The organism is Mesorhizobium sp. B2-6-1 (assembly GCF_006440475.1).
Taxonomy (GTDB): Bacteria; Pseudomonadota; Alphaproteobacteria; order Rhizobiales; family Rhizobiaceae; genus Mesorhizobium.
Genome location: NZ_VFUH01000004.1, coordinates 61909 through 81833 on the forward strand (window position 1 = coordinate 61909; position 19925 = coordinate 81833).

At 63.4% G+C, this 19925-nt stretch carries 16 protein-coding genes; 5 read left to right on the forward strand and 11 right to left on the reverse strand.

Annotation, left to right across the window (positions count from 1 at the left end; all coding sequences use genetic code 11):
* Nucleotides 1–112: 112 nt before the first annotated feature.
* Entirely contained in the window at nucleotides 113–1369 is a 1257-nt protein-coding gene (locus tag FJ443_RS10700; protein ID WP_140513226.1) for an Hsp70 family protein, read from the forward strand.
* A gap of 12 nt (nucleotides 1370–1381) precedes the next feature.
* On the opposite strand, the gene FJ443_RS10705 is transcribed toward FJ443_RS10700, so the two are convergent.
* Nucleotides 1382–2284, reverse strand: a complete 903-nt coding sequence (locus FJ443_RS10705; protein WP_140663928.1) for a LysR substrate-binding domain-containing protein — start codon at nucleotides 2282–2284, stop codon at nucleotides 1382–1384.
* 277 nt (nucleotides 2285–2561) lie between these two features.
* Here FJ443_RS10705 and FJ443_RS10710 point away from each other — a divergent pair, with 277 nt between their 5' ends.
* From FJ443_RS10710 to FJ443_RS10720, 3 genes are read left to right on the forward strand one after another with little or no spacing between them, the layout of a single operon-like run.
* Complete coding sequence (locus FJ443_RS10710) at nucleotides 2562–5492, forward strand: molybdopterin oxidoreductase family protein (RefSeq protein WP_140496687.1); 2931 nt, start codon at nucleotides 2562–2564, stop codon at nucleotides 5490–5492.
* Nucleotides 5489–6223: a 4Fe-4S dicluster domain-containing protein gene (locus tag FJ443_RS10715; protein ID WP_140557615.1), complete on the forward strand. Its 735-nt coding sequence runs from the start codon at nucleotides 5489–5491 to the stop codon at nucleotides 6221–6223. Before FJ443_RS10710 ends, FJ443_RS10715 begins: the two co-directional genes overlap by 4 nt.
* Before the next feature lie 5 nt (nucleotides 6224–6228).
* Nucleotides 6229–7164 (forward strand): DmsC/YnfH family molybdoenzyme membrane anchor subunit, encoded by a 936-nt coding sequence (locus FJ443_RS10720; protein WP_140523919.1) that lies wholly within the window; start codon nucleotides 6229–6231, stop codon nucleotides 7162–7164.
* Between the two features lie 5 nt (nucleotides 7165–7169).
* On the opposite strand, the gene pdeM is transcribed toward FJ443_RS10720, so the two are convergent.
* From pdeM to FJ443_RS10745, 5 genes are all read right to left on the reverse strand, one after another.
* Complete coding sequence (gene pdeM / locus FJ443_RS10725) at nucleotides 7170–7886, reverse strand: ligase-associated DNA damage response endonuclease PdeM (RefSeq protein ID WP_140496693.1); 717 nt, start codon at nucleotides 7884–7886, stop codon at nucleotides 7170–7172.
* A complete protein-coding gene (locus tag FJ443_RS10730) occupies nucleotides 7883–10432 on the reverse strand; it encodes a ligase-associated DNA damage response DEXH box helicase (protein ID WP_140663929.1) in 2550 nt (849 codons plus the stop codon). The genes pdeM and FJ443_RS10730 overlap by 4 nt, the downstream gene beginning before the upstream one ends.
* 99 nt (nucleotides 10433–10531) lie before the next feature.
* On the reverse strand, nucleotides 10532–11401 hold the full coding sequence (locus FJ443_RS10735; protein ID WP_140663932.1) for an NlpC/P60 family protein: 870 nt from the start codon (nucleotides 11399–11401) through the stop codon (nucleotides 10532–10534).
* A 19-nt stretch (nucleotides 11402–11420) separates the two neighbouring features.
* Nucleotides 11421–11771, reverse strand: coding sequence for a MarR family winged helix-turn-helix transcriptional regulator (locus FJ443_RS10740; protein WP_140513216.1), 351 nt, complete (start codon nucleotides 11769–11771; stop codon nucleotides 11421–11423).
* A 77-nt stretch (nucleotides 11772–11848) separates the two neighbouring features.
* A complete protein-coding gene (locus FJ443_RS10745; protein WP_140663934.1) occupies nucleotides 11849–13213 on the reverse strand; it encodes a leucyl aminopeptidase family protein in 1365 nt (454 codons plus the stop codon).
* A gap of 130 nt (nucleotides 13214–13343) precedes the next feature.
* Between FJ443_RS10745 and FJ443_RS10750 the strand changes: the two genes are divergently transcribed.
* Nucleotides 13344–14165: a tetratricopeptide repeat protein gene (locus FJ443_RS10750; protein ID WP_140663937.1), complete on the forward strand. Its 822-nt coding sequence runs from the start codon at nucleotides 13344–13346 to the stop codon at nucleotides 14163–14165.
* An 83-nt stretch (nucleotides 14166–14248) separates the two neighbouring features.
* Here FJ443_RS10750 and FJ443_RS10755 read toward each other — a convergent pair whose 3' ends face one another.
* Genes FJ443_RS10755 through FJ443_RS10775 form a run of 5 tightly spaced genes read right to left on the reverse strand, consistent with a single transcriptional unit; the run spans nucleotide 14249 to nucleotide 19917 of the window.
* On the reverse strand, nucleotides 14249–15265 hold the full coding sequence (locus FJ443_RS10755) for a type II secretion system F family protein (RefSeq protein WP_140496706.1): 1017 nt from the start codon (nucleotides 15263–15265) through the stop codon (nucleotides 14249–14251).
* Nucleotides 15266–15274: 9 nt separating this feature from the next.
* The gene (locus FJ443_RS10760) at nucleotides 15275–16288 is read right to left on the reverse strand and encodes a type II secretion system F family protein (RefSeq protein ID WP_140496708.1); all 1014 of its coding nucleotides are present in this window, start codon (nucleotides 16286–16288) and stop codon (nucleotides 15275–15277) included.
* A gap of 29 nt (nucleotides 16289–16317) precedes the next feature.
* Nucleotides 16318–17826: a CpaF family protein gene (locus tag FJ443_RS10765; RefSeq protein WP_140663940.1), complete on the reverse strand. Its 1509-nt coding sequence runs from the start codon at nucleotides 17824–17826 to the stop codon at nucleotides 16318–16320.
* Between the two features lie 29 nt (nucleotides 17827–17855).
* Nucleotides 17856–19145, reverse strand: a complete 1290-nt coding sequence (locus FJ443_RS10770; RefSeq protein ID WP_140663943.1) for a CpaE family protein — start codon at nucleotides 19143–19145, stop codon at nucleotides 17856–17858.
* Nucleotides 19146–19179: 34 nt separating this feature from the next.
* Nucleotides 19180–19917: a CpaD family pilus assembly protein gene (locus tag FJ443_RS10775; protein ID WP_140496714.1), complete on the reverse strand. Its 738-nt coding sequence runs from the start codon at nucleotides 19915–19917 to the stop codon at nucleotides 19180–19182.
* Nucleotides 19918–19925: the final 8 nt, after the last annotated feature.

Genomic DNA, 19925 nt, shown 5'->3' on the forward strand with positions numbered 1-19925 from the left:
AACACGCACAATTCAATTCGGCAGAGCGGTCCGATCACCCCGGACGACAGAGAGCGCACGCTTCACAGACGGCGCCGAACCGCTGCTTTAGCAGAGATGACAGGAGGCTGCGATGCGACCAGCATTCGCCGGCATCGATTTTGGCACTTCCAACTCCACCGTGGGCGTGGTCAGGAGCGGCCAGCCGCACCTCGTCGCGCTGGAAGGCGGCGAGGTCACGCTGCCAAGCGCCGTGTTCTTCAACTTCGAGGACAACCGTACCTGTTTCGGCCGCCACGCAATCGCCAATTACACCGACAGCGTCGAAGGTCGGCTGATGCGCTCGCTGAAGAGCGTGCTCGGCAGCGCGCTCGCGCAGGAAAAGACGCGCATCAAGGCGCGATCGATCGGCTTCATGGAGATCGTCGGCCTGTTCCTCGGCCATCTGCGAAAAAGACTGGAGGACGATGCCGGCGGCGCCGTCGAGAGCGTGGTACTCGGCCGGCCGGTGCAGTTCGTCGACGACGACGCCGAGGCCGATGCCAGGGCACAAAGCGAGCTCGAAGGAGCCGCCCGCGCCCAGGGCTTCAAGCATATCGCCTTCCAGTTCGAACCGATCGCGGCGGCCCTCGACTACGAGCAGAAGGTGACGCGCGAGGAACTGGCGCTGATCATCGACATGGGTGGCGGCACGTCGGACTTCTCGATCGTAAGGGTCTCGCCGCAGCGTGCCCGCTCGCTTGACCGCAAGGACGATATCCTGGCCAGCCGCGGCATCCATATCGGCGGCACCGACTTCGACCGATTGCTCAGCATCGCGCATGTGATGCCGGAACTCGGCTACCTCAGCCCGACCAAGGACGGCAAGCGCAACCTGCCGGCCAGCTACTTCATCGATCTTGCCACATGGCAACGCATCAACCTGGTCTACACGGCCAAGGCGATGACGCATCTTCGCCAGATCCGCTACGAGGCCGAGCGCGCCGATCTCGTCGACCGCTTCATCCATATCGTCGAGCACCGGTACGGGCACGCGCTGGCCGCTCTTGTCGAAAGGGCCAAGATCGAGCTGACCGACAAGGTCTCGGCCGATGTCGAGGTGAGGCTGCCGGAAGTCCAGTTCGCCGCCGAGATCACCCGAAAGGCGCTGGACGCCACGATCGCCAGGGACATCGAGCGCGTTGCCGCCACGGTCGGCCAGACCATCGGCGACGCCGGGGTCAAGTCGTCCGACATCACCGCCGTGTTCCTGACCGGAGGATCCACCGCGATCCCGCTGGCGAGACAAAAAATCCTGTCGCTGATGCCTCAGGCTTCGGTCATCGAGGGCGATATGTTCGGCTCGGTCGGACTTGGCCTTTCGCTGGACGCGCAGCGCAAGTTCGGCTGATATCCGGACAATTCACGAACGCGCGGACGCCTTCTCGTCGGCCCCCAAATGCGCCTTGAGCGCCATCTGGGCCAGGCTTGCCTGGCGGTCGCGATGTATAATCATGGCGAAGTCGCGTTTCGGCAGTTCGAGCGGCACGGACCGCAGGCTGCCTTCAGCAACGGCGCGTCCAACGACGAGCTCCGAAATGATGGTGGCGCCGGCACCGGCCTCGACCGCCTGGCGAACCGCCTCGTTGCTCGGCAGCACCAGAAATATCTGCAGGTCGTCAAGCGAAATCCCTTCGCGGCGCGCCAGATCCTCCAGCACCTCCCGCGTGCCGGAACCGCCCTCGCGGATGATCCAGCGCAGCCCTTTTATGTCGGGGCGGCCCGGCGCGATTTCGGCGATCTCGGGATGAGAACCGGCAACCACCAGCATCAACCGGTCGATATCGACCTTGGCGCGGCGCAATATGTCAGACTCGGTGCGCCCCTCGACCAGGCCGAGATCGGCGGTTCCATCCAGCACGCTGGCTTCGACCTGCCTGGTGTTGCCGATGCTGACGCTCAGCCTGACCGCAGGATAGGCTTCGTGGAAGGACGCCAGCCGGCGCGGCAGCCAATAGCTGGCGATCGTCAGGCTGGCGGCGATGGAGAGGCTGCCGGCAACCGTCTGCGAGACATGTTCCAGCACATTGCGTGCGGCGGCGGCTCGTTCCAGTACGGCCTTGGCTTCTGGCAGGAACCGGTGACCGGTCTGGGCAAGCTCGATGTTGCGGCCGACGCGGTTGAACAGATGGACGCCATGCTGTTCCTCAAGCGCGCGGATGGCAGCCGACGCGGCCGATTGGGAGATGCCCAGCAGCTCCGCCGCCTTGGTCATGTGGCCGCGCTCGGCGACGGCGACAAATATCCGCAACTGGTCAAGTGTCATAAGGCATTAAGAACCAATATCGATCGAATTTACAAGAACAACTGATTAGACGGGTTGATAGCTTTATTCTAAGTTTTCAATCGAAGTTAGAAAAAATTCGCTACCGATTGACAGAGAATGAAATGATCGGGCGGTTCAAGTCCCTGTTCGCGCACTGGACCCGCGGCCTGCGGCGGCGGCTGGCCGGCGATCGCTATCATCCGGAAGAGCATTACATGCGCGGTCCCGGGCCGAAAACCAGGGCCAAAGCCGCGAACCGCAGAAGCGCTCGGGGATCATGACCCAAGGATCTCTGCGCGGCGCGAATTCCGCCCCGTCCCAACGCCCGCTCGCCGACACGAACGCACCCGACGAGAACGATGGCGTCGACACCTCGCCCGCCGTCTCCGACCGCATCGCCAAGACCACATGCTATATGTGCGCCTGCCGCTGCGGCATCGACGTGCACATCAAGGACGGCAAGGTCCGCTACATCAACGGCAACAAGGATCATCCGGTCAATCGCGGCGTGATCTGCGGTAAGGGCAGCTCCGGCATCATGCAGCATTACAGCCCTGCCCGGCTGAAAAAGCCGCTGCTGCGCACCGGCTCGCGCGGCTCGGGAGAATTCCGCGAGATCGAGTGGGAAGAAGCGCTGACGATCGCCGCGGAGCGGCTTTCGTCCATCCGCCGCAGCGACCCGAAGAAACTCGCCTTCTTTACCGGCCGCGACCAATCGCAATCCCTGACCGGCTGGTGGGCAAGCCAGTTCGGCACGCCGAACTTCGCCGCGCATGGCGGTTTCTGTTCGGTGAACATGGCCGCAGGCGGGCTTTATACGATCGGCGGCTCGTTCTGGGAGTTCGGCGAACCCGACTGGGACAATACCCGGTATTTCATGCTTTTCGGCGTCGCCGAGGACCATGATTCCAACCCGATCAAGATCGGCCTCGGCAAGCTGAAGGCGCGCGGCGCCAAGGTGGTGTCGATCAATCCATGCCGCACTGGCTACAACGCCATCGCCGACGACTGGATCGGCATCCGGCCGGGCACCGACGGCCTGTTCGTGTTTGCCCTCATCCACCAGCTCTTGAAGGCAGGCCGCGTGGATCTCGACTATCTCCTGCGCTACACCAACGCCCATGTGCTCGTCATCCAGGATCCGGGTGCGGCCGATGACGGGCTGTTTGTCCGCGATGGCGCCGGCAACCTGCTCGCCTGGGACAGGGTGGCGAAGGTGCCTGTCCGCGCCACCGACGCCAGCGCCAAACCGGCACTGACCGGCAGCTTCACCATCGACGGCCGTCGCTGCGTTCCGGCGTTCCAGCTGATCGCCGATCGATACCTCGATGAGAGCTATTCGCCCGATGCGGTCGCGGAGCGCTGCGGCATTGCCGCCGGCACGATCCGCAGGATCGCCGCCGAGCTCGCACATGTCGCCTTTGAGCAGACGATCGAACTGCCGGTGGCGTGGACCGACTGGGCCGGCCGCCGCCACGAGACGATTAGGGGACGGCCCGTGTCGATGCACGCGATGCGCGGCATCTCAGCCCATTCCAACGGTTTTCATTCTTGCCGAGCCATTCATCTGCTGCAGGTGCTGCTCGGAACGGTGGACGTCCCGGGCGGCTTCCGCTTCAAACCGCCTTATCCGCGTTGCGCGCCGCCAGGACCGAAGCCTGCCGGCAAGAACGTCCGGCCGATGACGCCACTGGACGGCATTCCGCTCGGCTTCGTCTGCGGGCCTGACGACCTTCTGGTCGATGAGGCAGGGGTGCCGATCCGCATAGACAAGGCCTATTCCTGGGAGGCGCCGCTCGCTGCGCACGGCTTGATGCACACCGTCATCCGTAACGCCTGGGCCGGCGATCCATACAAGATCGACACGCTGATGATGTACATGTCGAACATGGCCTGGAATTCCTCGATGAACACCGTCGAGACGATTCGTATGCTGACCGACCGCGACGAGGCGGGCAATTACAAGATCCCTTTCATCATCTATTCCGACGCCTATTATTCCGAGACCGTGCCGTTCGCTGACCTCGTGCTGCCCGACACAACCTATCTCGAACGGCACGACTGCATCAGCCTGCTCGACCGGCCGATCAGCCATGCCGACGGACCGGGCGATGCTATACGCCATCCCGTGGTCGAGCCGGACCGGGACGTGCGCCCGTTCCAATCGGTGCTGATCGAGCTCGGCGCGCGCCTCGGCCTGCCGGGTTTCGTCAGAGAAGACGGGGCGGCCAAATATGCCGACTATGCCGACTACATCGTCAATCACGAGCGCACGCCCGGTATCGGCCCGCTTGCCGGCTGGCGCGGCAAGGACGGCAATTCGACCGGCAAGGGCGAGCCAAACCCGGACCAGTTGCAGCGCTACATCGACAATGGCGGCTTCTGGCACCACGATTTCGCTGAGGACCAGCGCTACTACAAGATGGCCAACCGGTCCTATCTCGATTTCGCGGTGCAGATGGGCTTCATCCCGAAGGCCGAACCAGTCGTCTTCCAGCTCTATTCCGAACCCTTGCAGCGCTTTCGTCTTGCCGCGCGCGGCCATGGTCGGGCCGTGCCGCCCGAGAGCGAACGCCAGCGCATCGAGACCTACATGGACCCGCTACCCTTCTGGTACGTGCCGTTCGAGGAAGCGGCCGTCGACCAGCAGAAATATCCGTTGCATGCGCTGACGCAGCGGCCAATGCACATGTACCATTCCTGGGGTTCGCAGAATGCGTGGCTGAGGCAGATTACCAGCCAAAACCGGCTGTTCGTGCATGAGAGGACCGCCGCAGGTCTCGGCCTTGCCGACGACGACTGGGTCTGGATCGAAAGCATCAATGGCAAGGTCAAGGGACAGATCAAGCTGGTCGAGGGCGTGAACGAAAGCACGGTCTGGACCTGGAACGCCATCGGCAAAAGGCGCGGCAGCTGGGGGCTGAAGGACGATGCCGCCGAGAGCAATCGCGGCTTCCTGCTCAACCACATAATCGGCGACCAGACCACGGCAGACACCAACGGCAGGCGGTATTCGAATTCCGATCCGGTGACCGGCCAGGCGGCATGGTTCGATCTCAAGGTGCGCATCGTCAAATGCGTGGCGGAGGAAGCCGGTTTCACCGAGCCGCAATTCGAGCGTTTCCACCAGCCGCCGCAATTCCAGCCATCGCCGGACACACTTCGCTTTGGCGCCGAATTCCGCATGAACAGGGAAGCCGCCAAATGACCTGCGTCCCCGCCCATACGGGCAAGAAACTAGGCCTGGTCATCGACCTCGACACGTGCGTGGGCTGTCAGGCCTGCGTCACCGCATGCAAGGAATGGAACACCGGCGGCCACATGGCGCCGCTGACAGACATCGATCCCTATGGCGGCCATGTCGACGGCGTCTGGTTCAACCGCGTGCACAGCTACGAGCACACCACCGGGATGGGCGGCCGCACGGTGAACTTCCCGCGCTCCTGCCTGCATTGCGAGACGCCGGCCTGCGTCACTGTCTGCCCGACCGGCGCCTCCTACAAACGAGCCTCGGACGGCATCGTGCTGGTCGATGAGGACAAGTGCATCGGCTGCAAGCTATGCAGCTGGGCCTGCCCCTATGGCGCGCGCGAATTCGACACCGATGTCGGCGTGATGAAGAAATGCACGCTCTGCGTCGACCGCATCTACAATGACAATCTGGCCGAGGAGGACCGCGTGCCGGCCTGCGTCGCGGCCTGTCCGACCAGCGCACGGCATTTCGGCGATCTCGGCGACCCCGCCTCGGCGGTGTCGCAACTGGTTGAGGAGCGTGGCGGCGTCGACCTGATGCCGGAACTCGGCTACCGCCCGACCAACAAATACCTGCCGCCGCGCGCGCATACCGAACGCGCCGCAAAGATTTCTGCGCCAACCCTGGAGCCGGTGAGGGCCGAGGGTGGGTTCCTCGGCTGGGTCGACCGCATGCTCTCGAACTAAACCCCATGCATCCAGCCTTCTCGGTCGTCTTCTTCACCACCGCCGCCGGCGCCGGCTACGGCCTGCTGGCGCTGCTCGGCGTGCTGGCGCCACTTGGCGTCATCGCACCCGATTTCTGGCTGGGCTTCATCGGCATGGGACTGGCGCTCGGGCTGATCACCGCCGGCCTGTTGTCCTCGACCGGACATCTCGGCCGCCCCGAACGCGCCTGGCGTGCGTTCTCGCAATGGCGCAGTTCCTGGCTGTCGCGCGAAGGCGTCGCCTCGGTCGCCACCTTCGTCCCGGCCGGACTGTTCGGCATTGGCTGGGTCATTCTTGGCCGCACCGATGGCTGGGTCGCCGCCGCCGGACTTCTGGCAACGATTGGCGCCGTCATCACCGTCTGCATGACCGGCATGATCTATGCCTCGCTGAAACCCATCGCTCAGTGGCACAGCCCTTACACCTTGCCCGGCTATCTCATTTTCTCGGCGATGAGCGGCAGTGTGCTTCTGGCCGCGCTATGCCAAGGCTTTGCCGTCGGTTCCAAAATGCTTCTGGCAGCCTGCGTACTGCTGACCCTGCTCGGTTGGGCCTGGAAGCTTGCGACCTGGCGGTACAACGACCAATTGGAAATCCCCACCAACGCCAACACCGCAACCGGGCTTGCCGGGGGGACGGTTAGATCGCTGGAATGGCCGCATACCGAGGAAAATTATTTGCTCAAGGAAATGGGTTTTCGCATCGCGCGCAAGCACAGCGCAAAGCTGCGGCGGATCACCCAGCTCCTGGGTTTCGCGCTACCCGCCTTGCTGCTGATTACGGCCTTCGCCTTGCCGTCACCTTTCGCGGCGCTCGCATCGGTGTTCGCCGCGGTCGCACAGTTTGTCGGCATGCTGGTCGAACGTTGGCTGTTCTTCGCCGAAGCGAAGCACACGGTCACTCTCTACTACGGGAAATAGCGGCTTCAGCCGGGTCGCAGCATCGAGCCTGAAATCGCAAAGATGCGGTCCGTGCCGAGCATATAGGCCATCAGCGATTCCAGGCGGAACAGGCCGGCATAGGCGCGGTCGAGCACGTTGAGTGAGCCGGTATAGGCGCCGAAGGCGGGCATGATCATGCGGCCGCCATCGCCGGCGAAGCAGCGCCGCCGCACTGAACGGCCCTGCTGGACGATGCGGGCGCAGGGATGGAGATGGCCCGATATCTCGCCCTCGACGCGCAGCTTCGACGGCTCGTGCCGGAACAGCAACGAGCCGATGGCGAGTTCGCGCACCGTATCGCCCGGCAGGTCGGCCGGCGCCTCCGGGTCATGGTTGCCGGCCACCCAGAACCAGTCGCGGCCCGCCATCAGCGCCTCCAGCCGTTCGCGGAAACTTCGATGCATGCGCTCGGCGCCGCCGCCATCATGGAAGGAATCGCCCAGGCTGATGACGATTGCCGGCTGGTAGTCCGAGATGACGGCCTGCAATCGCAGCAAGGTCGCGCCGGTGTCATAGGGCGGGAGCAGCATGCCGCGCCTTGCCAGCGATGAGCCTTTTTCCAGATGCAGATCGGAAACGGCCAGAAGCTTGAGCTCGGGAAAGTAGAGCACGCCGCGCGGATCGCAGACCGCACGTTCGCCGGCGATGCCGACCAGATCGGCGTCGGCGATCAACGATGCGCGCGCCAGCGAAAAATTCATTCCTCAGCCATCTCCGGCCCCATGGCTTCCTCAACCAGCGTGGCCGCATCCATCAGCAGCGTTTCATCGGCTTCGCCGTGCACCGGCATCTTGCCGATCTCGAGCATGATCGGCACGGCGAGCGGCGATATCTGTTCGAGGTTCTTATGCATGATTCGACCTTGAATGCGCGAGAGCATGTCCGCAAGTCTGCTGACATCGAGCAGGCCCGCCGCCGCGTCCGCGCGCGTCGCCTGGAGCAATATGTGATCCGGCTCATGGCTGCGCAGGACGTCATAAATAAGGTCTGTCGAGACAGTCACCTGACGGCCACTCTTCTCCTTGCCGGGATGACGCTTTTCGATCAGCCCTGAAATCAGCGCGCAATTGCGAAAAGTGCGCTTGAGAAGCCAGCTGTCTGCCAGCCAGGCCTCGAGATCGTCGCCAAGCATGTCCTCATCGAAAAGCGCGCCGAGCGAGGGTTTTCCGGCTTTGAACATCGCCCCCATGTCGCCCAGCGACCAAATGGCCAAGGCATAGTCGGTGGCGACGAAGCCAAGCGGCCTGGCGCCCGTCCTGTCCAGACGGCGGGTAAGCAGCATGCCGAGCGTCTGGTGGGCCAGCCTGCCCTCGAAGGGGTAGGCGACCAGATAGTGGCGGTTGCCGCGCGGAAAGGTCTCGATCAGCAGGTCATCGCGTTTGGGCAGCACCGATTTGTCGGCCTGGAAGCGCAGCCAGTCGGCCACCTGCTCGGGCAGTTTCTTCCACCGCTGCGGATCGTCCAGCATGGCGCGGACCTGTTCGGCGAGATAGGTCGAAAGCGGGAACTTGCCGCCGCCATAGTAAGGCACCTTCGCATCGCTGCCGGGCGCGTTCGAGACGAAGCACTCATTCTCGCGAATGCCTTCGAAGCGAAGAACTTTGCCGGCGAACATGAAGGTGTCGCCATGCGTCAGCGTCTCGAGGAAAGCCTCCTCGATCTTGCCTAAAACCCTGCCGCCGCGCGACACGGAACCCTTGCTGCCGGCCTGGACATAACGCACGTTGAGCGCCGGCACCTCGATGATAGTGCCGACGTTCAGCCTGTATTGCTGGGCCACGCGCGGATTGGATACCCGCCACAATCCCTCCTTGTTGAGGCGGATGCGGGCGTATCGCTCATAGCTCTTCAAGGCGTAGCCACCCGTGGCGACGAAATCGACGACGCGGTCGAATGTCGGCCGATCCAGCCCGGCATACGGGGCCGCCGACCGCACCTCCTCGTAAAGATCGTCCGCGCGGAAAGGTGCGCCGCAAGCACAGCCAAGGACATGTTGCGCCAGCACGTCGAGCCCGCCATCGACCAGTGGAGGCGTATCCTGCGCGCCGAGGTAGTTGGCATCCAGCGCTGCCCGGCATTCGAGCACCTCGAAGCGGTTGGCCGGGATGAGGACGGCTTTGGATGGTTCGTCCATGCGGTGGTTGGCGCGGCCGATGCGCTGCGCCAGCCGGCTCGCTCCCTTGGGTGCGCCGACATGCACGACGAGGTCGACGTCGCCCCAGTCGATGCCGAGGTCGAGCGTCGAGGTGGCGACGATGGCGCGCAGCGCATTGTGGCCCATCGCCTTCTCGACCCGCCGCCGCTGCGCGACATCGAGCGACCCATGATGCAAGGCGATCGGCAAGGTATCTTCGTTGACGCGCCACAGTTCCTGGAACAGCAACTCCGCTTGGCTGCGCGTATTGACGAACAGCAGGGTCGTCTTGTGGCGCTTGATCTCGCGGTAGATCTCGGGCGTCGCGTAGCGGGCCGAATGTCCGGCCCAGGGCACGCGCTCCTCCGAATCCAAGATGGATATTTCGGGCTTTGCGCCGCCGGTAACGACGATCAGTTCGGCCATTTCGGGACTTGCCGTATTTTTGGGCGGATTCTGGCCGACCAGCCAGCGGCGCAATTCGTCCGGTTCGGCCACAGTGGCGGACAGTCCAATGGTCTGAAGCTCGGGCATGAACTGGCGCAGGCGCGCCAGACCAAGCGCCAGGAGATGACCCCGCTTCGAAATCACCAGCGAATGCAACTCGTCGAGCACGACATAGCGCAGGTCTTCGAAGAAACGCCTGGCATCGGGTGCCGCGATCAGCAGCGCAAGCTGCTCGGGCGTGGTGAGCAGGATGTCGGGCGGCACCAGCTTCTGCCGCTGGCGCTTGTGCGCCGGCGTGTCGCCGGTGCGGGTCTCGATGGTGAGGGAGAGCCCGATCTCTTCCACCGGTTTGCCGAGGTTGCGCTCGATGTCGACAGCCAGCGCCTTCAGCGGCGAGATGTAGAGCGTGTGGATGCCGCGGCGGGCCTGTCCCGGTTTTCGCCTGGCCCTGACGGCCAGTTCGGTCAGCGAAGGCAGGAACCCGGCCAGCGTCTTGCCGGCGCCGGTCGGTGCAATCAGCAGCACCGACTGCCCTGCTTGAGCCCTCGCCAGCAATTCGATCTGGTGGGCGCGCGGCGACCAGCCTTTCTCGCCAAACCATCTCAGGAATGGCTCGGGCAGGACAACGGCGGCATTCTGGACGGCAAGGCGCGGCTTCTCTGTCACGCGTCAGAGGTAGCGCGACGGCGTGCGAACGCCAAGAACAATCGGAACAAAAGGTGATCGAGCAGTTTTTCTCTCCCCCGGAAGAAGGGAGGATCGGCGCTATGGCCGCCGGAACTCCGTCGGCCCGCCGTAGAGATAGCCGATGCGGGCGACGGCTTCCTTCAGACCTTCGCGCGATACCAGCATGGTGTGGCCGTTGGCGTGGATCATGGTCTCGGCATCGGTCATGATGGCGACATGGCCTTTCCAGAAAACGAGATCGCCGCGGCGCAGGCCGGAATAATCGGGGCCCGGATCGAGCGGCTCGCCGATGCTCTGCGCCTGCATGTCGGAATCGCGCAGGACATCGGCGCCGGCCATGCGCATCGCCAGTTGCACGAGGCCGGAGCAATCGATGCCGAAGCCGGAGACACCGCCCCAGAGATAAGGGGTGCCAAGGAACGTCTCGGCCACCGAAACATAGTCGGCGGCCACATTACTGAGCGGCCGCAGGTGACCCGCTATGATTGCCTCACCGGAGGGCAGGACGGCATAGTGGGTGCCGCGCGTTTCGGCGGACCCGGTCACCGTGACGGTGGACCCCATCGACAGCTGTCCCGCGATCGGAAGGCGCAGATCCGGGCCGGGATAGAGGAAAGTTCGGGGCACGGAGACGATATGGGTGAGCGCATGATCCCGCCCGCCCAACATGGCGTCGGCGACATAGCCGACATAACCGTCCCGTTCGGCCTGGATCCAGGCCCAGCCCTCTCTGTCCTCGAAAACGAGCACGTCATCGCCGAATAGCGCTTGCGTGTTGACACCAGCGTCTGGACGCGGAGCCTTGCGGATATCGGCAACTGGGATCGAAATCCGCGCCGGCCGGCCGGCGACAAAGCGGTCGGCAGCGACCTCTCCTTTCAATCTCGCATCGGCAAGATCGGGCCGAAAGGCGTGGAGGCGGGCATCCCTGGCGGTCAAATCAGTCATCCATTGAAGCGGCTGGTCGTCAGATGGGCAGCTCTTGTGCCTTGGCGATGATACCATCGCCGAAGCGCTCGACAAAGAGGGCGCCCTCGACCGTGCGCTTGATCAGCACGTTGCGCTTGTCGAGCTCGTCACGATGGCGCGACACCAGTTTGAGCGCGCCCATCGTGTCGAGCGCCCTGGTGATGACCGGCTTGGTGACGTTGAGACGGGCCGCCAGCCCGCGCACCGTGTGCGGCGGCGGATCGAGATAGATGGTGAACAGGATAGCCGTCTGGCGCATGGTGAGGTCGGGCGCGTCGTCGCGCACCTGCGACAGCATCACTTGCTGCCACAATCGCAAGGCCTGGCTCGGGCGCATCGAAATCGACATCGCACGAGAATGACGGCAAATTGTTTCGGTTCCGTTTCAGTTTCGGCAATCTGCCGGCCCTGAAAGTCGCCGCCACATCAGCCAAAACGCTTCGAGATGACGTGCTCCAGTGCCCGGATGCCTTGCGCCTCGCCGCCGGCAGGTCCGTGCGGACGATCGGCGGGGTTCCAGGCGAAGATGTCGAAATGCGCCCAGCTTGCCGTCTTCTCGACAAAACGCTTGAGGAACAGCGCCGCGGTGATCGAACCGGCGAACCCATCCGTGGTGACATTGTTGATGTCGGCGATCTTCGACGACAGCTTCACGTCATAGGGCCGCCACAGCGGCATGCGCCACAGCGGATCCTCGACCGCCAGCGAGGCTGTCGTCAGTTCCGAGGCTAGTGCCTCGTCGCTGGTGTAGAAGGGCGGCAGGTCCGGACCTAGCGCGACACGAGCAGCCCCGGTGAGCGTCGCCATGTCGACAAGCAATTGCGGCTCCTCCTCGTCGGCCAGCGCCAGCGCATCACCCAGAACCAGTCTTCCCTCGGCATCGGTGTTGCCAATCTCGACTGACATGCCCTTGCGGCTCGCCAACACGTCGCCAGGCCTGAAGGCGTTGCCGGCGATCGAATTCTCGACGGCCGGGATCAGCACGCGCAGCCGCACGTTCAATCCGGAGGCCATGATCATCGAGGCCAGACCCAGCACATTGGCGGCGCCCCCCATGTCCTTCTTCATCAACAGCATGCCGGACGACGGCTTGATATCGAGGCCGCCAGTGTCGAAACAGACGCCCTTGCCGACCAGCGTCACTTTCGGCGCGCTCCTTGGCCCCCAGCCCATGCCGATAAGACGCGGTGCGCTGGACGAAGCCCGGCCGACGGCATGGATCATCGGGAAATTCTGCTTGATGAGATCGTCGCCCTTGATGACCGACACCTCGGCCTTGTGAATTTCGGCCAGGGCTCGAACCGCCTTCTCCAGTTCGTCCGGCCCCATGTCGCTGGTCGGCGTGTTGACAAGATCGCGCGTCAGGAAGACGCCTTCGACGATGCGGCGAACGCGTTTTGCCTCTACGCCGGCCGGCAATTCGAAGCGCAGCGCCTTGCCCGGTTTCTTGCCATAGCGGGTAAAGACATAGCCGCCGAGGGCCAGCGCGACCGCCGCCAGCTCCGGCTCGGCCGGCGCGGAGGTGAAATGCCAGTCGCCCTCCGCCAGGCTTTTCGCCAGCGCGCCGACGGCCAGCGCGCCCTCGCCGTCGCCAATGCCGAACAAGGCACCGCCGAGCGCGCCGTTTTCCGCAGGCACGATGAGCGTCCTGCCCGCTTCGCCGGAGAAGCCGTTGGCCCTGGCCCACGCCACGGCTGATGACGCCAGACCGGCCGTCTCCAGACCGTCCTTAGCCACTAGATGGACAGGAAGCGGGTTGTTCAGCTTGTTCTCGACCAGTTCCACTGACATTCGATGTTCTCCTGCCGACGTCCGTCGATTCGGCGCTTCTTAACTGTCCGTTAGGGTTAACAGAATATTTCTTCGAGAGGGAAGATGGCCACGCAATGGCCACGCGCACGAATGGAGGCCCAGGGTGCCGATGTCGACGAACCGCACGATGAACGCCAGCGGAAAGCGGCTCATCACCACGGCCTTCATGCTCGCCCTTTCCGCAGGCGTTGCCGGCTGCGGAACCGACAAGATCAGCACAGGCTCGATCGGACGCACCAGCGGCAAGCCGCTGGAGACGATGTCGGCGGGAGAACTGCACAATGCGACGGCAGCGCTTGGCCAGTCCTATTCCAGGAATCCCAACGATAAGCGGATAGCGACCAACTTCGCTGCGGCGCTGCAGATGGATGGCGATGCCGACCAGTCGCTTGCCGTGATGCGCAAGCTGGCGATCGCCTATCCCAAGGATCGCGACGTGCTTGCCGCCTACGGCAAGGCGCTGGCCGCCAACGGCCAGTTCGAGGCGGCGCTTGATGCCGTGCGCCGGGCGCAGACGCCGGAATATCCCGACTGGAGGCTGGTGTCGGCGGAAGCGGCCATTCTCGACCAGCTCGGCCAGAAGGACGACGCGGGCCAGCTCTACCGCAAGGCGCTGGAGCTCAAGCCGAACGAACCTTCGGTGCTTTCCAACCTTGGCATGTCCTATGTGCTGGGAGGCGACCTGCGCACCGCCGAAACCTATATGCGCTCGGCCGCAGAGCAGCCGAATGCCGACAGCCGCGTGCGCCAGAACCTGGCGCTGGTCGTCGGCCTGCAGGGCCGCTTCGACGAAGCCGAGAAGATCGCCTCGCAGGAGCTGTCACCTGAACAGGCGCAGGCCAATGTCGCTTATCTCAGGCAGATGCTGGCTCAGCAAAATGCCTGGAGCCAGCTCAAGGACCAGGACAAGGCGAAAGCCGCAACCAACTGAGCGGCACGCGGCCACCGAACCCCTGCATAAGAGAACCGCGCTGCGTCAGCCGCGCGGTTTTTCTTTGGATCGGTCAGATTCACCTACTGGCTGCTGGTTTCGTGCGCCTGGCCGAAGATGCCGCGCTGGCTGACCTGGATGCCGGCAGGGCCGAGGATGATGGCGAACAGCACCGGCAGGAAAAACAGGATCATCGGCACGGTGAGCTTGGGCGGCAAGGCGGCGGCCTTCTTCTCGGCAGCGTTCATGCGTTGGTCCCGGCTTTCACCCGCGAGCACGCGCAACGCATGCGCCACAGGGGTGCCGTAACGCTCGGCCTGGACGAGTGCCTGCGACACCGACTTGACGGATTCCAGGCCGGTGCGGCTGGCGAGATTCTCATAGGCCTGCTTGCGCTCCTGCAGATAGGAGAGCTCGGCGTTCGTCAGGATGAATTCTTCCGCAAGGGCCACGGATTGGGCGCCGATCTCGTCGGCGACCTTGCGCAATGCCGCTTCCACCGACATGCCAGATTCGACGCAGATCAGCATCAGGTCAAGCGCGTCCGGCCATGCCATCTGGATCGATTGCTTGCGCTTGGTGGCGCGGTTGTTGACATAGACGACCGGTGCGTAGAAGCCGCCATAGGCAACGAGGACGCAGACGAACAGCCGGATGAACAATGGCTGCTGCGGCAGTCCTCCGAGCACGAATATGTAGATCACGCCCAGTGCGAAGCCGACAAACGGAAGCACGAGCCGGAAGAAGAGAAACCGCGTCAGTGGGTTCTGTCCACGGAAACCGGCAACCTTGAGCTTCTGCAAGGTACCCTCGTCGGCCAGCGCGCGCCGCAGGTCGAGCCTGTCGACGATGTTGCGCATGCCGATCGACTGTTCTTCGCGCAGGCCCTTGCGGCGGCGATCCGCCTCGCTTGCAAGCCGCGCGCGCTGCTTGGCGCGCAATTCGTCGCGTTCCAGCGCGACCGACTTCATGCGCGCCTTGAGCTGGTTTCCGCCAAATGCCGGCAGCAAGGTGAAGACCGTCGCGAACACGGCAATGCCGACCAGCAGCGCGATCAGGAGGCCGGGATCCGTCAGTGATTTGACGACTTGTTCGGTCATGCCGCGGCCCTAGACTTCGAAGTTCATCATCTTGCGCATCACGAAGATGCCGATCGACATCCAGACGGCCGAAACCCCCAGGATCAGGTTACCGATGCTCGTGGTGAACAGCGGCATCAGGTAGTTGGGGCTGGAGAGATAGACGAGAAATGCGACGATGAAAGGCAGCGCGCCGATGATGGCGGCGGACGCCTTGGCTTCCATCGACAGCGCCTGGACCTTGGCCTTCATCTTCTTGCGGTCGCGAAGCACGCGCGAAAGATTGCCCAGCGCCTCGGAGAGATTGCCGCCGGCCTGCGACTGGATCTGAATGACGATGCCGAAAAAGCTCGCCTCGGTGCATGGCATGGTTTCGGGCATGCGCAAGGTGGCATCCGGGATCGACAGGCCCATCTGCTGCGAATCGACGATGCGGCGAAACTCGGCCTTGACGGGCTCGGGAGATTCATTGGCGATCAGGCGCACCGCATCGTTCAGCGGCAGGCCGGATTTGACCGCGCGCACGATGATGTCGAGCGCGTTGGGAAATTCGTTGAGGAATGCCTTGACCCGCCGCGCGCGGCGAAATGAGACGAACCAGCGCGGAAGGCCCAGCGCACCGGCCAGCAGCACACCAGGCAAAACAAAAAGCGGCGCCCCCACCACAAAGGCGATGATCGTCAGGGCTAGGCCGCAAATGGCGGAATAGATGTAGAAGCGTTCGATGGAAACCTTCAGGCCGGCTTGGCGCAGTTGGGCCTTCAGCGGCGGTTTCTTGACCGCGCTGTCCTTGGATTTCTGCTTCTCGTCGAGTTCCTTCAAGGAATCCTGGACCGACTTGCGTCTTTTGGCCGCCTCCGCCACGCGATCGCGCGAGGCCTTGACGACGGAGCGATCCGTCTCCGCGGTCTTGATCGTTTCCAGCCGCTTGCCGGCCTGCTTTTCGTTGCTGATCCGGGTGAACAGGAATGCATAGGCGACCGCGCCGGCGCTGAAGCCGGCGAGCACGACAAACGCCAATACGGTGCCGTCAATTCCAAACATCGACCAGAACCCTTACGCCTGCAGCAGCGTCAATCAGCGCGTTTCTCCATCGCCTCAAGCGCTATTGCGAGGCGCTGCTCCTCGCCATAGTAACGGGCGCGGTCCCAGAAATGCGGGCGACCGATGCCGGTCGATACATGCTCTCCCAGCAGCCGCCCATTCGCGTCCTCGCCCTTGATGTTGTAGAGGACGATGTCCTGCGTGATGATGACGTCGCCTTCCATTCCGATCACCTCGGTGATGTGAGTGATGCGGCGCGATCCGTCGCGCAGGCGTGCCGCCTGGATAATCACGTCGATGGAGCCGACGACGATTTCGCGCACGGTCTTCTGCGGCAGCGAAAAACCGCCCATTGCGATCATGGATTCGATACGATTCAGGCATTCGCGCGGGCTGTTCGAGTGGATCGTTCCCATCGAGCCGTCATGGCCGGTGTTCATCGCCTGCAGAAGGTCGAACACTTCGGGTCCGCGCACTTCGCCGACGATGATGCGCTCGGGCCGCATGCGCAGGCAGTTCTTGACCAGATCCCGCATCGTCACCTCGCCTTCCCCTTCGAGGTTGGGCGGGCGGGTTTCCAGACGGACAACATGCGGCTGCTGTAGTTGCAGTTCGGCCGAGTCCTCGCAGGTGATGACGCGTTCCTCGCGATCGATGTAGTTGGTCAGGCAGTTGAGCAGCGTCGTCTTGCCCGAGCCGGTGCCGCCGGAGATGACGATGTTGCAGCGAACACGGCCGATGATCTTGAGAACCTCGGCTCCTTGCGGCGAGATGGCGCCGAACTTCACCAACTGATCGAGCGTCAGCTTGTCCTTCTTGAATTTGCGGATGGTGAGGGCGGTGCCGTCGATGGCGAGCGGCGGCGCGATGACGTTGACGCGGGAGCCGTCGGGAAGACGCGCATCGCAGATCGGGCTGGATTCATCGACGCGGCGGCCGACCTGGCTGACGATGCGCTGGCAGATGTTGAGAAGCTGCTGGTTGTCACGAAAACGAATGCCGGTCTGTTCGACCTTGCCGTTGACTTCGATGTAGACGTTCTTGGAGCCGTTGACCATGATGTCGGCGATGTCGTCGCGGGCGAGCAATGGCTCGAGCGGCCCATAGCCAAGCACGTCGTTGCAGATATCCTCGAGCAGTTCTTCCTGTTCGGCGATCGACATCGCGAAATTCTTGATCGCGATGATGTCGTTGACGATGTCGCGGATTTCCTCGCGCGCGCTTTCGGGATCGAGCTTGGCGAGTTGCGACAGGTCGATCGTGTCGATCAGGGCGGCGAAGACCTGGCTCTTGGTGTCGTAGTAGGTTTCGCTCTTTTCGCGCGCCGCCCGCTTCGGCTCCGGAGCTATCGGCGGCGCCTCGACCGCGCGGCGGGCCGGCGGTGCAACAGGAGCGCTCGACGCAGGTGCGGCCGCCGGCCTCGCAAGAACCGGCGTATCGGCCGAATCCGCGACGGCTGGCGCGGTCGGCGCCGGTGCCGGCTGGCGGAATTCCGGCTTGAACCGGTTGCCGTCGTCGCTGCCTCTCTTACCAAACATGATCGACTACCGATTCCACTGAAGAAGCATCATTTCTTGTTGCGCGAAAGTTTGCCGAGCAGATTTCCGAGACCCGCTTTTTTCTTCACCCGGATTTCGCTGCGACCGGTCAGCACATGGGCAATTTCGTTGATCGTGGCGACAACCGGGTTCTTGGCGTCCATTTCACCAAGCATACGTCCGTTGTTGGCGGCATTGCCGAACAGCAGCGGGTCAAAGCCGATGATCGCCATCGCGGCCAGGCCGAGCGGCTCGGCGAAATCGGACGGGGAAATCTCCGGACGTTTGGGCACGCCGGCCTGATTGATGATGAGTTTGGGCGGCGAGTCGTTGGGACGAAGCCGTTTGAGCATGTCGACCAAATTCTTGGTATTGCGCAAATTGGCCAGTTCCGGCGTCGCCGTGATGACGATTTCATCGGCCTTGATCAGGGTGTTCTTGGTCCAACCCGTCCAGACATGGGGAACGTCGAGCACCAGGAGCGGCACGGTGCGCTGCGCGGTGTCGACAAGCTGCGTAAAGGCGTCGGGATCGAAATCATAGACGCGTTCGAGCGTCGAGGGCGCGGCGAGCAGCGAAAGGTGTTCGGCGCACTGGGTCAGCAGCCGGTCGAGATAGACTTCATCGATGCGCTCGGGCGAAAACACCGCTTCGGCGATGCCTTGCGCAGGATCCTGGTCGAAATTGATGTTGGCCGTGCCGAAAGCGAGGTCGAGGTCTGCGACGACCACCTCGGATTTGAACAGGGAGGACATCGCCCAAGCCACGTTGTGGGCGATGGTGGAAGAGCCGACGCCACCCTTGGCGCCGACGAAGGCGACCGAGCGGCCGAGCGGCTCGGCTTCCGGATCGACAAAGATCGACGATATGACGCTGACGATGTCGGCCATCGACACCGGCGCGATGACATATTCGGAAATGCCGGAGCGGATGAGCTCGCGATAGAGGCCGACATCGTTGTAGTGGCCGATTACCACCACTTTGGAAGACGGGTCGCAATATTCCGAGAGCTGCGCGAGCTGTTCCAGCAGCTGTTTGGGTTCGCTGCGCGACTCCAGCAGGATCAGGTTCGGCGTCGGCGCCGACTGGTAGAATTCGATGGCCGTGGGGACGCCGCCCATATGGACCTTGAGATGGGCCTTGGTCATGCGGCGGTCCTCGCCGGCGCGCTCGACCGGATTGGCGACACCCTCGGTCTCGCAGAATGCCTGGATCGAGATGCGGGGAACCGGCCGCAGCGCCTGCATCGCGGCGATGTCCTGCGGCGAGGTCTCACCGCCGTCCATGGGGGCGTCATAGGCAAGGTTGCTCATGGTCATCTTTCCGTGACTTCTCTTTTCCTTAGGGCGCGGCTCAGTACGTCACTTCAGAATTGCCGAGGAACTCGTCCGAAATACCCCTGCTGCGGTAGACATCGATCACCGCGCCACGATTTTCCGCGTCGATGGTGGTCTGCTTGCGCGGCCCGATCAGGTCGGCCGGATTGGCCATCTGGGCGGCGAGATTGTTTTGATAGGAGCAGCCGAAATCGGCATAGTGTTTGTTCTCAGACGTCTCCAGCAGGTCATCTGGCCATCGTCCGCATTTGTCGGTCTGGGCCTTCACGGCAATATAGGCGACCCGGATCGGGGCGGATGTCTCACTCGAGGCAGCCTGATAGGAGACGACCACGATCCGGTTGCGCTTGACGCCCGCGGCAATCGCGAGCCGGGCGAAATCGCGCGCTGCTGCGGCGGCGGCGACCTCGTTGGCCGAGCCGCTCGGAACCTGGATCGTCAGCGTCGGGGCAGCACTCTTGTCATAGCCGTCGAGGAAACCCAGGAGCGTGTCGCGCTGCGAGCCGGTCATGCCGCGGTCACCCGCGCCGACAGGTAGGTCTATCTTTTGGTTCTTCTCGGCGATCACGATCGGATGGTTGGTGCGGTAGTCGTCTGGAATGGCGCCGACGGTGACACTGTCGCGCTGGGCGCAGCCGGCCAGCAATGCCGCCATCGCCACCGCCAGGGCAGGAATGGCGCGCCGGAGAATTCGCGAACGGCCGGAGCGCGTGGTCATGGCGATGGTCCTTGCCTGCAATGCTGACTGAGACATGTCCGCTT